Annotated in this window: 15 protein-coding genes; 11 read left to right on the top strand and 4 right to left on the bottom strand. The window is 67.1% G+C overall.

All coding sequences use genetic code 11. The features are described from left to right. The first annotated feature begins 44 nt into the window (after nucleotides 1–44). Both AAGA11_05980 and AAGA11_05975 read left to right on the top strand, forming a co-directional pair. Nucleotides 45–644, top strand: coding sequence for a penicillin-binding protein activator LpoB (locus AAGA11_05980; GenBank protein ID MEM9602389.1), 600 nt, complete (start codon nucleotides 45–47; stop codon nucleotides 642–644). Then, nucleotides 644–1,843, top strand: coding sequence for a hypothetical protein (locus AAGA11_05975; protein ID MEM9602388.1), 1,200 nt, complete (start codon nucleotides 644–646; stop codon nucleotides 1,841–1,843). The genes AAGA11_05980 and AAGA11_05975 overlap by 1 nt, the downstream gene beginning before the upstream one ends. Before the next feature lie 12 nt (nucleotides 1,844–1,855). On the opposite strand, the gene AAGA11_05970 is transcribed toward AAGA11_05975, so the two are convergent. From AAGA11_05970 to AAGA11_05960, 3 genes are all read right to left on the bottom strand, one after another. Next, entirely contained in the window at nucleotides 1,856–3,280 is a 1,425-nt protein-coding gene (locus tag AAGA11_05970) for a HAMP domain-containing sensor histidine kinase (GenBank protein ID MEM9602387.1), read from the bottom strand. A 307-nt stretch (nucleotides 3,281–3,587) separates the two neighbouring features. Further along, the gene (locus tag AAGA11_05965) at nucleotides 3,588–4,112 is read right to left on the bottom strand and encodes a metallophosphoesterase family protein (protein MEM9602386.1); all 525 of its coding nucleotides are present in this window, start codon (nucleotides 4,110–4,112) and stop codon (nucleotides 3,588–3,590) included. A 14-nt stretch (nucleotides 4,113–4,126) separates the two neighbouring features. Then, the gene (locus AAGA11_05960) at nucleotides 4,127–5,185 is read right to left on the bottom strand and encodes an aminopeptidase (protein MEM9602385.1); all 1,059 of its coding nucleotides are present in this window, start codon (nucleotides 5,183–5,185) and stop codon (nucleotides 4,127–4,129) included. 23 nt (nucleotides 5,186–5,208) lie between these two features. Between AAGA11_05960 and AAGA11_05955 the strand changes: the two genes are divergently transcribed. Next, nucleotides 5,209–6,429 (top strand): multifunctional CCA addition/repair protein, encoded by a 1,221-nt coding sequence (locus AAGA11_05955; protein MEM9602384.1) that lies wholly within the window; start codon nucleotides 5,209–5,211, stop codon nucleotides 6,427–6,429. Here AAGA11_05955 and AAGA11_05950 read toward each other — a convergent pair. Beyond that, nucleotides 6,420–6,743 carry a hypothetical protein gene (locus tag AAGA11_05950; GenBank protein ID MEM9602383.1) on the bottom strand — a complete coding sequence of 108 codons (324 nt, stop codon included), beginning with the start codon at nucleotides 6,741–6,743 and terminating at the stop codon, nucleotides 6,420–6,422. The genes AAGA11_05955 and AAGA11_05950 overlap by 10 nt on opposite strands. Before the next feature lie 118 nt (nucleotides 6,744–6,861). Here AAGA11_05950 and AAGA11_05945 point away from each other — a divergent pair, with 118 nt between their 5' ends. The 8 genes from AAGA11_05945 (at nucleotide 6,862) to AAGA11_05910 (ending at nucleotide 14,382) form a co-directional block, all read left to right on the top strand. Then, nucleotides 6,862–8,085 carry a glycosyltransferase gene (locus AAGA11_05945; protein ID MEM9602382.1) on the top strand — a complete coding sequence of 408 codons (1,224 nt, stop codon included), beginning with the start codon at nucleotides 6,862–6,864 and terminating at the stop codon, nucleotides 8,083–8,085. Continuing rightward, nucleotides 8,082–9,209 carry a glycosyltransferase gene (locus tag AAGA11_05940; protein ID MEM9602381.1) on the top strand — a complete coding sequence of 376 codons (1,128 nt, stop codon included), beginning with the start codon at nucleotides 8,082–8,084 and terminating at the stop codon, nucleotides 9,207–9,209. The genes AAGA11_05945 and AAGA11_05940 overlap by 4 nt, the downstream gene beginning before the upstream one ends. A 1-nt stretch (nucleotide 9,210) precedes the next feature. After that, nucleotides 9,211–9,936, top strand: coding sequence for a hypothetical protein (locus AAGA11_05935; protein ID MEM9602380.1), 726 nt, complete (start codon nucleotides 9,211–9,213; stop codon nucleotides 9,934–9,936). A 174-nt stretch (nucleotides 9,937–10,110) separates the two neighbouring features. Then, the gene (locus tag AAGA11_05930; protein ID MEM9602379.1) at nucleotides 10,111–10,884 is read left to right on the top strand and encodes an urease accessory protein UreD; all 774 of its coding nucleotides are present in this window, start codon (nucleotides 10,111–10,113) and stop codon (nucleotides 10,882–10,884) included. 10 nt (nucleotides 10,885–10,894) lie between these two features. Then, nucleotides 10,895–11,536 (top strand): urease subunit beta, encoded by a 642-nt coding sequence (locus AAGA11_05925; protein MEM9602378.1) that lies wholly within the window; start codon nucleotides 10,895–10,897, stop codon nucleotides 11,534–11,536. Continuing rightward, nucleotides 11,536–13,233: an urease subunit alpha gene (gene ureC, locus AAGA11_05920; GenBank protein MEM9602377.1), complete on the top strand. Its 1,698-nt coding sequence runs from the start codon at nucleotides 11,536–11,538 to the stop codon at nucleotides 13,231–13,233. Before AAGA11_05925 ends, ureC begins: the two co-directional genes overlap by 1 nt. Before the next feature lie 14 nt (nucleotides 13,234–13,247). Further along, a complete protein-coding gene (gene ureE, locus AAGA11_05915; GenBank protein MEM9602376.1) occupies nucleotides 13,248–13,712 on the top strand; it encodes an urease accessory protein UreE in 465 nt (154 codons plus the stop codon). After that, nucleotides 13,699–14,382, top strand: a complete 684-nt coding sequence (locus tag AAGA11_05910; GenBank protein MEM9602375.1) for an urease accessory UreF family protein — start codon at nucleotides 13,699–13,701, stop codon at nucleotides 14,380–14,382. The genes ureE and AAGA11_05910 overlap by 14 nt, the downstream gene beginning before the upstream one ends. The last annotated feature ends 9 nt before the right edge of the window (nucleotides 14,383–14,391 follow it).

Here is a 14,391-nt window from a genome sequence, read left to right as displayed (position 1 = left end):
CTGCGCGCCGCCCATTCACCTTTGGTTCAGTTGGGAATGCCTCCATGTCTACGACTCTGAAACGCACCGCCACCGCGCTGCTCGCCGTGACCGTGGTGTCACTCGCCGGGTGCGCGGCCACCACGCGGTCCATCGACCCCACCAGCGACATCCAGTACGACGCGCAGTACAGCTTCTCGGACAAGAACGCGATCGTCAAAGACCTCACCGACAGCCTGCTGAGCCGCGCCGCCTACAGCGGTGGCGATGCGCCCGTGCTGGTCGTGTACGACGTCGCCAACGAAACCAGCGAGCACATCAGCACCGCCGGTATCACCGACGACATCCGCCTTGCCTTACTGCAATCCGGGCGCTACCGCTTCATCAGCCGCGAGCAGCGCGCCAACCTCAAGGCCGAACTCGCCGAGCAGGGCGCCACCGCCGAGCGTGCCGCCAGCGCCCGCAAGCTCGGCGCCGATCTGATCCTCGCAGGCAGCCTGCGGTCGATCGAAAAAAAGCAACCGCGCCAGTGGCGCTTGAACCGCAAGAAACTCGTCTACTACAGCCTGAACCTCGAGTTGACCGACATCCAGACCGGTGAGATTCGCTGGGCCGACAAGGCCGAGCTCGCTCGCGAATCCTCACGGCCGATCATCGGCTGGTAGTGCGCACCCTCCCACCGCGCCGGACGGGGTTTCACCTCGCCGCGCTTGGCGCCGTGCTGTGTCTGGTCGGCTGCGCAACGCCGGTGCTCGACCAGGCGCGGGCACTGCACCACGGTGGCGACTCCGCGGGCGCGCTGGTCGCACTCGAGTCGGCCGAGGCCGAGGTGCCCGAGCGCGACCGCCTGGTCTACCTGCTCGAACGGGGCACGGTGGCGCTGCACAGCAACGCTTTCGACGCCGCGGCGCAGAGCTTCGTCGCCGCGGTCGACTACATCGACGAACAGGACCGCATCAGTCTGCGCGATGAAGCACGGGCCCTGCTGACCAGCGAGGCCACCACACGCTACACCGGTGAATCGAGCGAGCGCCTGCTTGCACACAGCTACGCCATGCTGAGTTTCCTGCTCGCCGGCAACGCCGAGAGCGCCGCCGTCGAGGCGCGGCGGGCGACACAGCGCTTGCAGGCCGGCGACAACGAGCTCGCTGCCGCAAACGTGACGCGCGCGCTGATCGCACTCAGTTTCGAACTCGCCGGCCAGATCAACGACGCCTACGTCGCCGCCCGCTCGCTGCCGCCGGACACCTTGCCCGCGACGACCGCGCGACTGGCACGCCAGCTCGGCAGCGGCGAAGCCCGGCCACCGGTGCCGCCGGACCTGGCGGCCGCGCACGAGGCCGCGCACGGCGAACTCGTCCTCGTGGTCTCAAGCGGCCAGGTGTCGCGCAAGTTCTCGAGCCACCTGCACAACGGCATCGACTGGCAGATCGCCTTCCCGGCCTACCCGAACCACCGACCGACACCAGCCGCCACGCGCGTCGCCTTCGACACCGACGCGCTGCCACCGGCGGAGACCGCGCGCAGCGACATCGACGGCCTTGCGCGCGCCTCGCTCGACGCGCGCGCCGGACGCTTGCTGTTGCGCCAGGGGATGCGTTTGGCGGTCAAGAGCCAGGTGGCAGAGGAGCTGCGCACCAGCGACAACCTCGCCACGCAGTTGTTGGCCTTTGCAATCCTGGTGTCCGAAGTGGCGGACACCCGCGGGTGGTACGGCTTGCCGGCCCGGCTGGAACTCTGGCGGGTCCCGGTGCCCCCGGGTGCGCGCACGCTCACGGTGAGTGCGGGCGGCGCCTCGCAGGTCATCGACCTCGGCACACTCCGATTTGCCGCCGGTCCGCGAATCCGCCTGGTGCGCTTCTAGCGCGGCGCACGCTCAGTTCTCTACTGCGGCGTGCGGCAATTCCGCGGGCACGGGGGGCGCCATGCCGAGCCTGCAGGGCAGCGACAGCTCGACCCGGGTGCCGGTGGCCGTAGGCACCGCACGCACCGACCCACCGTAGTGGTCGACAAAGCGCTTGGTCATGGCCAGGCCCAGCCCAAAGCCCTTGGGCCGCGTGGTGTAGAGCGGTTCGAACACACGCTCGGCCTCGCTCTCGTTCAACCCCACGCCGTTGTCGTCAACCGCGATGAGCACGCGCCCACCGCGGGACCAGCTGCGAAAGACCACTTCGCCAAGGTGCGTCGAGTCGCTCCGAATGCGCTCCAGCACCGCCAACAGCGCGTTGTCGTAGACGTGCATCAAGGCGCTGTTCAAGCGGGCCGCATCGACCTGCACCTGGTTGTCCACGTCGCTCACCACCCGCACGCTGATGTCGGCGTGCGGTGTCAGGGTCCGCGCCAGGCGGTGCAAGGCGTCCGCCACATCGATCACCTCATCACGGTGCTGGTACGCGTCGCTGAATTGCAGCAAATCTCCGAGGTGGTACTCGATCCGACCGATGTCGCGTTCAAGCCGACGTGTGGCCCGCTGCATCGGCAGCGATGAACTGCCGACCTCGAGCTGAATGTGGGTCAACGTCGTCTGCATGCTCGCCATGGGGTTGCGCACTTCATGGCAGACCTTCTCGACGATGTGCCGCAAGGTGGACTTGCGCTCGGCGCGCCGCACTTTCTCGGCGGTGTTGTGCAGCAGATCAGTGTATTGCTGGCGCAGTCGCAACACCTCCCAAGCCGAGTCGACGTCTTCGGTGTTGACGTCGACAGCCGCCGTCTGTGCTCGCGGCGCACGCGCCTGCACGCGCTCGAGCAGCGCGCGGCCCGACTCGAACACCCGGGGCATCAACGCCAGTCGCGCATACGCCGCCACCGGTTCAACCACCGGGTCGTTCGAGGCCACGGGCTGACCCAGGACGCGTTGCAGCGGGCCGAACAGACCGAGCCAGAGCAGCGCGACGGCCCCGCCAAAGGTGGCTGCAACCACCGGCCAGAGGATGTCCCAGGGCGCGCTGTCAGGCATGCGCGTTTCGAGTGAGGCCGCCGAGCCGGGCAGCGTGCGCGCGAGGGTCTGGTCACTGGCCATCGCCTTGATCGTCTCGGCGCCGAGCGACAAGACGTCCCAGCGCTTCTCGCCGATGCGGTAGGTCAGCCACTCGAGTCCCGCGCCAGAAGCGAAACCGTTGAGGGTGGACTGGATACGTTCGGAGCTGGCGCGCCGGGCAACGAGCTTGTTGAGATCAACGAGCAGGGTGTCGAGCGAGGTCTGCAACGCCACACTGCTGCGGGCCGCGCGCCACTGCGTTTCGGCGAGCCCCACCGCCAGCCCGAGCACAGCCGAGACCAGCACAATGCACAAAAGCACTTGCCTTGACCCCGTGCGGGCCATTCCTCTGCGGCGGTCGGTCACGCTCTGCCTCAACTGAAAGCCATCAATCCGTCACGGATGCGCGCCCGGGTCGAGGCCCTGTCGGCGCGTTCGCGGCGCGTGGTAAGAAAATACAACTGAAATTCAAACGTTGCAACTTGCAACTGATTCTCGTTCCTATCTGTATTTTGTAGCTCTATTCACGCCACTTTGCCGTGATTAAATTGAGCCAATTTGGTTAGAAAAACCAAACACGGTCTGGCCACGGCGCCGGTCGACGCGCCACCGGGTCGCGCAACGCTGTTCACCGCCGACGGCGTTCTCGCTTCAGGGAAAAGCGGTGCGAGCTGAAAAACCAGCCCTGTTCCGCGGCCTGCAGCACCAGACAACTCGGGCCGCCGAAGGTGCGATCCCGCCCGGCCGCACCGGGGTTGACCACGGCCGGCGGCTGGCTGTGGTCCAACACCAGCTTGTGGCTGTGACCGTAGGCGATGGCCCGCGCTGCAGGGAAGCGCTTCCTCAGCAACTCGTGGCGGCGCCGCGCCGGGTTCTGCCGGTGGCCGTGCACCACAGCCAGCACACCGCCCGGCAGGGTCAGTTCAGCGTGTTCGGGCAGGCTGTCGAACAAGCGGCTGTCCTCGGCGCTGACGCGCGAGGGCGCCTCGTTGTTGCCGAACACGCTGACAATGCGGTGCCGTGGCTGCAATTTACCGAGCACGTGTGCATCGCCGATATCGCCGCAATGCACCACCCAGTCCATGCGTTCCGACAACCGCGCGATGTTGTCGTGCACATGCCCGTGCGTGTCCGACAAGATCAAAACGCTCACTCGCGATGTCATCTTCACCCGTCCCGGTGCGTCGACAGCGCGGTCAGCCGCGCCCGACGCAGATCTGGTGGCAAGGCCGCCAACTTGGCAGCCGCAGCAAAAAACGCCTGGAAATCCCGATCCGACTGATCGAACAACGCTTCGAAGGCACCCACCCACTGAGTGTAGGTGCCGACGCCCGCGAGGCGGGCATTGTTGAGCGGCTTGGAGAACCAGTGGTCGTAGCCGGGATAGCCCCCCCACCGCGCCTTGAGTTCGGCGTAGTCCGACCGCAGCTGCGCAAACGCCGCCGCCTTGCCCTCGGCGAGTGCCGCGTCGTCCCCGCCCCCGCGGTAGAGTGCAGCGAGATCGGCACGCGCCACCGCGAGCAGCGCAATGAAGTCGGCGCGCCGATCGCGGCGTGCGAGCCAGGGCTCGAGCAGTTCCGGTCGTGACACCTGCTGCAACCAGGCCTCCACGCCAGCCAGTTCCACGAAACTCGCGAACGACTCATTGAAGCTGCTGTCGTCACCGACGTAGAGCTGCTGGTGCGCCAGCTCGTGAAACAACACACCCGCCAGGGCGGTGTCGTCACCCCGAAACATGGTGCTGACCAGCGGGTCCTTGAACCACCCGAGGCTGGAGTAGGCTGTCGCACCGGTGACCGTGGTGTCGAGGCCCTGCGCGGCGAGGCGGTCGGCGTAGCGCAGCGCGTCGTCGCGGGCAAAGTAGCCGCGGTAGCTCAGGCAACCGGCCACCGGGAAGCACCAGCGCTCCGGCTCGACCGAGAACCGGTGCGTTGCCACGACGTTCCAGGTGACCGCCGGGCGGCCGAGGTCGACCCAGGTGTTGTAGCTGCCGTTGTCAGGCAGGCCGAGCGTCTCGATGGCGAAGCGGCGGGCGTCCTGCGCGCTCGCCAGCTTGGCCCGCAGCGCCGGCGCGAGTGCGGGGTCGGCCATGGCCTCCTCAACGGGCACGCGCGCGCGCATCAGCGCCATGTGGCCGCCGACCGCCTGCGCGTAATATCCGACCGTGCTGCACCCCGCCAAAGCGCTGCACACGGCGCACAGCGCCAGCGCTCTGGACAGCGTCATTCCGTGCACGTCACACTCATCCCATGGAGACCTTTCTGGTGGGCGGCGCCGTCCGAGACGCCGCGCTGAACTTGCCTGTAGCAGACCGGGACTGGGTGGTGGTCGGCGCCACCCCAACCGACATGCAGGCTGCCGGATTTCGGCAAGTCGGCAAGGATTTCCCCGTTTTCCTGCACCCGGAGACCCACGAAGAGCACGCGCTCGCCCGCACTGAACGCAAGACGCGCGCGGGGCACCACGGTTTCGACGTGGACGCCGGCCCTCACGTCACTCTAGAACAAGACCTGTGTCGGCGCGACCTGACCATCAACGCCATGGCGCAATCGGACGCGGGCGACATCATTGACCCCTGGGGGGGGTTGCAGGACCTCGAAAACCGCCGATTGCGGCACGTCTCCGACGCCTTCAGCGAGGACCCGTTGCGCGTGTTGCGCACGGCGCGCTTCGCCGCCCGCTTTGCCCCGCTCGGTTTCACGGTGGCGGCCGATACCCTCGCGCTCATGCAGCAGATGGTCGACAGCGGCGAACTCGGCACGCTCCCGGCAGAACGCATTCAACAGGAGTTGCAGCGCGCACTCGCCACCGACGCACCACGCCGCTTTTTCGAGGTACTGCGCGACTGCGAGGCCCTGCAGGCAATCTGGCCCGAATTGAACGACCTGTTCGGCGTGCCTCAACCCGAGGCGCACCACCCCGAGGTGGACAGTGGCGAGCACACCCTGCTGGCCCTGGATCAGGCCGTGGCGCTCGGTGCGGACACCGCAACCCGCTTCGCCGTGCTCTGCCATGACCTCGGCAAGGGCGCCACTGACCCGAGTGCGTGGCCCCGCCACATCGACCATGAAAACCGCGGTGTCCCGCTCGTCAACGCGTGCTGCAAGCGGCTCAAGGCGCCCACGGCATGGCGAGAACTGGCGGTGATGAGCACACGCTGGCACCTGCACAGCCACCGCGCGGACCGTCTGCGCCCCGGCACGCTCGTCGACACCCTGACGGCACTGGACGCCTTGCGCAGACCGGCGCGCTTCGAGCAGTTCCTCACGGTGTGCGAGGCGGACGCTCGCGGCCGCGCAGGCCGGGCCTCAGCGCCCTACCCGCAGGCCGACACCTTGCGCCGGGCAGCGGCGGCGATGGCCGGCGTGGACGCCGCTGCGGCGGTCGCTGGCGTCCCGACCGAGCGGCGTCAGGCCGCGGTGCGCGCTGCCCGCATTCGGGCGGTACGCGCCGCGTCGGATCAGCTGTAGGCGAAGATCAGGGCGGTCAGCGAGAGGCAGATGATGCCGTGAATCAGCGAGGACACCGCGACCGGGTGGTAGAGCCCGAGACGCTGCCACGCCACGTAAACCAGACAGAGCCCGACGAACGCCAGAATGCCCGGCGCAACAATGCCGGCCACGTTTCGTGACTCGGCTTGCCAGTAGAGCAGGTCGTCTCCGCTCACCACGAGCCCCAGCAGCGCGTAGATGAAGTAAAAACAGGTAAAGACGACGGGCCACAGCAGCATAAAGAACTGCAACACCGGAGCCATTTTCGGCCGGCTGACGTCGGTTTCAGTCACAAGCGCCCCCCAGAGGCAGTTGGAACGGTGTCACGGGCGCCGTCCGCCGGGCGGTGACACCGGTGCGCAAGCTGGTACAGTGTACCGCTTGCGAAGACGAGGCTCGACGTACCCGTCCATGTACGACGCCACAGACAACCCCACGGGCCAGCGGCTGCGGGACGCACGCGTCCTGATCTACAGCCACGACTCCTACGGCCTGGGGCACCTTCGCCGCTGCCGCGTCATCGCGCACCAACTGGTGCGCAGTTTCAAGGGCCTGTCGGTGTTGATCATCACCGGCTCGCCGATCATCGGCCGATTCGATTTCGCGGCTCGCGTGGATTTCATCCGCATCCCCGGCGTGATCAAGCTGTACAACGGCGACTACACCTCGCTCGCGATGCACATAGACATCCAACAGACGCTAAAGATCCGCGAGTCGATCATCTACCACACCGCCGAGACCTTCCAGCCCGACCTGTTCATCGTCGACAAGGAACCGCTGGGGCTGCAGGGTGAGGTCTTGCGAACCTTGCAGGCGCTGCGCGAAACGCCCTGCAAGACCGTGCTGGGCCTGCGCGAGGTGCTGGACGAGACCGAGAAGCTCAGCGCCGAGTGGAACAAGAAACACGTCTACGACCACATCGACCTGTACGACAACATCTGGATCTACGGCCCCACCGAGATGGGCAATCCGATGGCCGGCTTACCGGTGCCCGAGGCGGTCATGCGGCGTGCGCGGCACACCGGGTACCTGCGGCGCGCCGTGAGCCCCAAGTCCCGCCTCGCGTCGACACCCTTCGAACGCTACATCCTGGTCACACCCGGTGGCGGCGGCGACGGAGAAGACATGTGCCGCGCCGTGATAGACGCCTACGTCAACGCTGGCGACAGCCTCGCCCTGCCCGCCGTGGTCGTGCTCGGACCGTTCATGCCGCAGAAGATCCGACGGGCCCTGCAACGGATCGCGCGCGGGCACCCCAGACTCCACGTGCTGTCCTTTGACAACAACCTCGAAGGCCTGATGGCGAACAGCCACGCGGTGGTTGCGATGGGCGGGTACAACACCTACTGTGAAATCCTCTCGCTCGACAAGCCTGCCCTGATCGTGCCGCGCAAGGTGCCGCGACTGGAGCAGTTCATCCGGGCGAGCCGCTCCGCCGACCTCGGATTCACGCAGATGCTCGAACCGGAGCTGTTGCGTGACCGCGACGCCGTGGTGAGGGCGCTGCAACACCTGCACACCCAGGCCTCGCCGAGCAAGACCGGCATGCCACGCGGCTACCTGAGCGGGCTGAACTGGATCTCGCGCGAAACGGGCAGGCTGCTCAAGGGCACACGCAGCGGCGCACCTGCGTGAGCAAACGCGTCCTGATCCACAGCCAGAGCCTGCTCGGTGTCGGCCACGAACGACGCACCCAACTGATCGCCAACGCCCTGCACGCCCGTGGCTTCGACACCCACATCGCACTCGGTGGGCCGAGCGCTCTGGGCCTCTCGACACACGCCCGCACGCACCACCTGCCCAGTCTGCGCGCCGCCGACGCGGATTTCAGCGGCCTGGTCGACGACACCGGGGCGCCGGTGGGCGACGCCTACCGGGCGCGGCGTCAGCAGGCCCTGGCCGCGTTGTTCGACCGACTCGAACCCGACGCGCTGGTGCTGGAGCTCTTCCCCTTCGGCCGTCGCATGTTGCGGTTCGAACTGCTGCCGTTGCTCGAGCAGGCCGCGTCGACCGGTTGCACCGTGGTCTGTTCGCTGCGCGATATCCTGGTCGCGAAGGCCGGCACACGTGCCGCGGAGAAACGGCAGTGGGCGGTCGACTTGGCCAACCGCCTTTTTGACGCCGTGTTGGTGCACGGCGACCCGGAGTTCGTGCCCCTCGACGCGAGTTTCCGGGAGGCGGCTCAACTTGCATCGTTGCACTACACCGGACTCGTGGCGCCGTCGCCACTGGCGGCACACGCGGAGCGGCGCGGTGTGCTGGTGTCCGTCGGTGGCGGTGCCGTCGGCGCACCGCTGCTCGAGACCGCTCTGGCAGCCGCACTGGCTGCGGCAAACGCCACGCACCCCTGGACACTCGTCGCCGGCCCGCACTGCCCAGACGTGGCCTTCGCACGGCTTGCTGCGGTGAACCACCCGCACATCGCCGTGCTGCGCAGCCACCCCAACCTGGTCGAGCTCATGGCCTCGCACGCGGCGTCGGTTTCCCAAGCCGGGTACAACACCGTGTGCGACCTCCTGGTAACGCGCACCCCGTCTGTGCTGGTGCCCTTCTCTACCGAAACGGAGACCGAACAGCAGCTGCGCGCGGACCGACTCGCGACGCACGATGCATTTGCAAGCCTGGTAGCCGACGACATCACACCGGCGCGTTTGCAAAACGCCGTGTCCAAGGTGATGCAGGTGCGTCACTGGCCTGCAATCAACCTCGAAGGCGCTTCGGCCACCGCCGATCACCTGTGCCGTCTGCTCGGAGACTGAGATGACGCCATTCAGTGCCTTGCGCAACGCCGTCGCGCACACCTCGGGAGACGTGCAGTTCTGGTGGCGTGATGACGATGCGCACAGGGCGGATCCCAAGCTCGACACGCTGCTCCGACTCTCACAGGCACACGGAGTGCCCGTGTCCCTCGCGGTGGTGCCAAGCTGGGTCCAGGACGGCTTCGCAGACGTTCTCGCACCACACCGCGCACGCGTGACCTGCCTGCAGCACGGCCACGCCCACGCCAACCACGCCGTTGCGCCAGCACGCAAATGCGAGTTCCCCGAAACGCGGTGCCAGGCCGAGGTACGCTCTGAGCTTCAGAATGGCGTGCGCCTGCTCAAACAGCATGTCGGCACGCTATACCAGCCGGTGTTCGTGCCCCCCTGGAACCGCATGGCACCCGTGCACTACAAGGCCATGCATTCCGCAGGGATCACCGGCTTCTCCGCACGATTCAACAACGAGCCTGCACCTGGCTTGCATAATATGCCGGTGGATGTCGACATCATCGATTGGCAAGCACGGTGTTTCCGCGGAACCGACGCCTGCGTGGACACGCTGATCGCCGCCCTGGCCGCGCAGCCGAACCGCCCGATCGGCATCATGAGCCACCACCTCGATCACGACGATGCCTGCTGGGCCTTCCTCGACGAACTGTTCTTCGAGATCGGCGCCATGACCGGCGCGCGGGTTGTCTGCACACGGGAGCGGTTGGGCGTCTGAACGTCACCGCTTGGCTGGCATGACCCGACCTGACGGGTGCGGTACACTGGATTGCGCACTCACCGAGACACCCCGCCGACGGTGTACCGACCAGAATCCGATCCGGGCCACGCAAGCCCCCCCTCCGACGCGACACCCAGTGCGCCCGAACGGCGCTGGCGAGCCCACCTCGACATGCACTTCCGCACGCAGGGTCCGCAAACCGTGCTGCGACACCGTCACACCGGCCCCCTTCGCATCCAACGCCCGTTGTACCCCGAGGGCGGACGGTGCCAGGTGCACCTGCTGCACCCGCCTGCCGGTGTCGTGGGCGGAGACACCCTTGACATACGCCTGCGGCTCGACGCCGACGCCCAGGCTCAGGTGCTGACACCCGGCGCGAGCCTGATGTACCGCAGCGCTGGACCGACAGCAAACCTCACGCTCGAATGCGATTTGGACAACGGCGCCAGCCTCGAGTATCTGCCCCACGAAACGATCCATTTCAACGGCGCGCGCACACACGCCCGCACCCGCATACGCGTGGCGCCGCGCGCCCGTGTGATCTGGCGTGAAACCCACTGTTTCGGCAGACCTGAAGCCGGTGAAGTCTTCGACCAAGGCGAGATGCGTTGGCGCACCGACATCCTGCGCGAGGACGCACCATTGTGGACCGAAACCACCCGCATCGGCGCACCAAATTGGGTCAACGACGCGGCAGGCATGCGCTCACATGCCTACACTGGCACCCTGTTGGCCACACCGGTAGACCCGGCTGTGTGTGAAAGCTTGCGCGCAGCCCTGACTAACTCGCACACTGTCCTCACCTGCGTAGACGATCTGCTGATCGCACGCTACCTCGGCGACGATGGCCGGGCCTGGCGCCACACCACGGAAGCCCTGTGGCGTGCGCTGCGCCCGACCGTGCTGGGTGAACACGGCACGCCGCCGCGCATCTGGTCCACTTGAGAACCCGACCATGGAACTGACCCCACGCGAAAAAGACAAGCTGCTGCTGTTCAGCGCAGCGCTGCTGGCGGAGCGCAGGCTCGCACGCGGCTGCAAACTGAACTACCCCGAGGCCGTGGCCTACCTGAGCCTGGCCATCCTCGAAGGCGCCCGAGACGGCGAGAGCGTCGCCGAGCTCATGGCGCGTGGACAGACCTTGTTGACACCGGATCAGCTCATGGACGGCGTCGTCGCCCTGCTCGATGAAGTGCAGGTCGAGGCGACGTTCCCCGACGGCACCAAACTCGTCACCGTGCACCAGCCGGTCGGGCCTCCCCCGGTGGACGAGCACGCGCCCGGTGCGCTCGATTGCGCCGAGGGCACGATCACCCTGAACGCAGACCGAGAGACCCGCACGCTGACGGTGGCGAATACCGGCGATCGCCCCATCCAGGTCGGGTCGCACTACCACTTTTTCGAAACCAACCCCGCGCTGTCTTTTGATCGCGACGCCGCGCGCGGTTGGCGTCTGAACATCGCCGCCGGCACGGCGGTGCGTTTCGAGCCGGGGCAGTCGCGCGACGTCGAGCTCGTGCCCTACGGTGGTGCACGGCGGGTGTACGGCTTCCGCGGTGAGATACAAGGCCCTCTGGACACGGCGGAGACAGACTGATGGTGGAACTCGACCGACGCGCGTACGCGCAACTCTACGGGCCCACGGTGGGCGACCGTGTACGCCTGGGCGACACGGCACTCTGGATTTCCCCGGACGTTGATCACACCGTCTTCGGCGACGAGATCAGCTTCGGTGGCGGCAAGGTGATCCGCGACGGCATGGGTCAGTGCCAGGGTGGCCCGGATGTGGTCGACACTGTCATCACCAACGCGCTCATCCTCGACCACACGGGCGTGATCAAGGCCGATGTCGGGCTCAAGGACGGTCGCATCCACGCCATCGGCAAGGGCGGCAACCCCGACACCCAGAATGGCGTGACCATCCCTGTCGGCCCCGGCACCGAAGTCATCGCCGGCGAGGGCATGATCCTCACCGCCGGCGGGGTCGATGCACACATCCACATGATCTGCCCCCAGCAGATCGACGAAGCCCTGTGTTCCGGTGTGACGACAATGCTCGGCGGTGGCACCGGCCCTGCGACCGGGACCAACGCCACCACCGCTACCCCGGGTGCCTTCCATCTTGCGAGCATGTTGCGCGCAGCCGACGCGTTTCCGATGAACATCGGCCTGTTGGGCAAGGGCAACGCGAGCCAACCTGCAGCCCTGGAGGACCAGATCCGAGCCGGTGCCATGGGCCTGAAGCTGCACGAGGACTGGGGCACCACGCCGGCCGCAATCGACTGCTGCCTGTCGGTGGCCGACCGCTTCGACATCCAGGTCGCGATCCACACCGACACCCTGAACGAATCGGGTTTCGTCGAGGACACGCTCGCGGCGATGAAAGGCCGCACGATCCACACCTACCACACCGAAGGTGCCGGCGGTGGCCACGCGCCGGACATCATTCGGGCCTGTGGCCAGCCAAACGTGCTGCCTTCGTCAACCAACCCGACACGTCCCTACACCATCAACACGGTCGACGAACACCTCGACATGCTGATGGTGTGCCACCACCTCAAGGCGTCGATACCCGAAGACATCGCCTTTGCGGAGTCGCGTATTCGCCGCGAGACCATTGCGGCCGAGGACATCCTTCAGGACCTCGGCGCCTTCTCGATGATTGCCTCGGACTCGCAGGCGATGGGCCGGGTCGGTGAGGTCATCAGCCGCACCTGGCAAACCGCGCACAAGATGCGCGAACAGCGCGGCACGCTCGAGGGTGACGCCGCGCACACCGACAACCTGCGCGCGCGGCGCTACATTGCAAAGTACACCATCAACCCCGCCCTCACCCACGGCATCGCCGATGAAGTCGGGTCGGTGGAGGTCGGCAAACTCGCCGATCTGGTGCTCTGGAAGCCGGCCTTTTTCGGCACCAAGCCCAGCCTCGTGCTCAAGGGTGGCGCCATTGCCACCGCACCGATGGGCGACCCGAACGCCTCGATACCGACGCCCCAGCCGGTCCACTACCGGCCGATGTTTGCCGCATTCGGTGGAAACGCAGGCCTGTCACTGAGTTTCGTGAGCCAGGCGGCCGTGTCCGACGGGATTGGCGAGCGTCTCGATCTGAAGGCCAGCTTGCACGCGGTGTCCCAGTGTCGCACGGTGACCAAGGCCGACATGGTGCTGAACGACTACCAGCCGGACATCAGTGTCGACCCACAGACCTACGCCGTGCACGCCGACGGTGTGCACCTGACCTGTGAACCGGCCACCGAGCTGCCCCTGGCGCAGAAGTACTATCTGTTCTGAGCCAAGCCCACGCGATGATCACCCTGACCCACGTGCACCCCGAGCCGACCGACCGCGCGGCACTGCCGACCCTCACGCTCGACAGCCAGCAACGCACCCACTCGCGGCTGCGCGCAACGCTCGACACCGGCGAAGACGTCGGCGTGAACCTGCCGCGCGGCAGCAGCCTGCAACCGCAGGACGTGCTGGTGAGCGACGACGGGGTCTGCGTGCGTGTGGTCGCGGCCAGCGAGCCGGTCTCGGTGTGCGAGTGCAGCGACCCGCTGCTGTTTGCTCGGGCCTGCTACCACCTCGGCAACCGGCATGTGCCGTTGCAGATCCGCTCCGGCTGTCTGGTGTACAGCCGCGACCACGTCCTCGACGGGATGTTGGACGGACTCGGTCTGCAGGTGACTCACACCGACGCCCCCTTCGAGCCCGAAGCCGGGGCCTACGGCGGTGGACACCACCACGGCGGCCACACCCATGCACACAACTGAGACCACCGTCTGGCTCGGGCCACTGCTGCAGTTCTCAAGCGCCAACCTGCCGGTCGGTGCCTTCAGCTACTCGCAGGGCCTGGAGTGGGCGATCGAAACCGGGTGGGTGCACGACACTGCCAGCCTGCACGCCTGGTGTGCCGACTGGATCGCCGGACCGCTCGCGCGTCAGGACCTGCCGCTGCTGCACCGCTTGCACACCGCACTGGAGGCGGACGACGTCGACGGCGCGCGCCGCTGGGCGCAGTGGACACTGGCCTGTCGAGAGACGCGCGAGTTGCGCGACGAGGAGCGCACCCGCGCCCGCGCCGTGCTCAGCCTGCTCGATCGCCTGTTTCCCGACGACCCACAGATCCACCGGGACGCGCTGCTCTGCACCCCGCTCGCCGGCCTCGCCCGCGCCGCCGTGCTGCTCGGCATGCCGTCCGAAGGCACACGAACCGCCCACGCCTGGGGGTGGCTCGAGAACACCGTGCTCGTCGGCGTGAAGCACATCCCGCTCGGGCAAAGTGACGGGCAGTGCCTGCTGATGCAACTCTGGCCTGACCTCCACGCGGCGATCTCCGCCGCGCACACGGTCGACGACGACGACATCGGGTGTTCGTTGCCCGCGGCCAGTTTTGCGAGCGCCGCACACGAAACCCAGTATTCCCGCCTCTATCGCTCCTGAGTCACACAC

Source organism: Pseudomonadota bacterium, from assembly GCA_039196715.1.
Lineage (GTDB): Bacteria > Pseudomonadota > Gammaproteobacteria > CALCKW01 > CALCKW01 > CALCKW01.
The sequence above is the reverse complement of the archived record's forward strand: the minus strand, read 5'-3'. Positions and strand labels throughout refer to the sequence as shown.

Bases quoted from the DNA above. Each gene is read 5' to 3' on its own strand.
- ureE (MEM9602376.1), top strand. From the start codon at position 13,248: ATGATCACCCTGACCCACGTGCACCCCGAGCCGACCGACCGCGCGGCA.
- AAGA11_05945 (MEM9602382.1), top strand. From the start codon at position 6,862: ATGTACGACGCCACAGACAACCCCACGGGCCAGCGGCTGCGGGACGCA.
- AAGA11_05935 (MEM9602380.1), top strand. From the start codon at position 9,211: ATGACGCCATTCAGTGCCTTGCGCAACGCCGTCGCGCACACCTCGGGA.
- AAGA11_05925 (MEM9602378.1), top strand. From the start codon at position 10,895: ATGGAACTGACCCCACGCGAAAAAGACAAGCTGCTGCTGTTCAGCGCA.
- AAGA11_05980 (MEM9602389.1), top strand. From the start codon at position 45: ATGTCTACGACTCTGAAACGCACCGCCACCGCGCTGCTCGCCGTGACC.
- AAGA11_05930 (MEM9602379.1), top strand. From the start codon at position 10,111: ATGCACTTCCGCACGCAGGGTCCGCAAACCGTGCTGCGACACCGTCAC.
- AAGA11_05960 (MEM9602385.1), bottom strand. From the start codon at position 5,185: ATGACGCTGTCCAGAGCGCTGGCGCTGTGCGCCGTGTGCAGCGCTTTG.
- ureC (MEM9602377.1), top strand. From the start codon at position 11,536: ATGGTGGAACTCGACCGACGCGCGTACGCGCAACTCTACGGGCCCACG.
- AAGA11_05910 (MEM9602375.1), top strand. From the start codon at position 13,699: ATGCACACAACTGAGACCACCGTCTGGCTCGGGCCACTGCTGCAGTTC.
- AAGA11_05955 (MEM9602384.1), top strand. From the start codon at position 5,209: ATGGAGACCTTTCTGGTGGGCGGCGCCGTCCGAGACGCCGCGCTGAAC.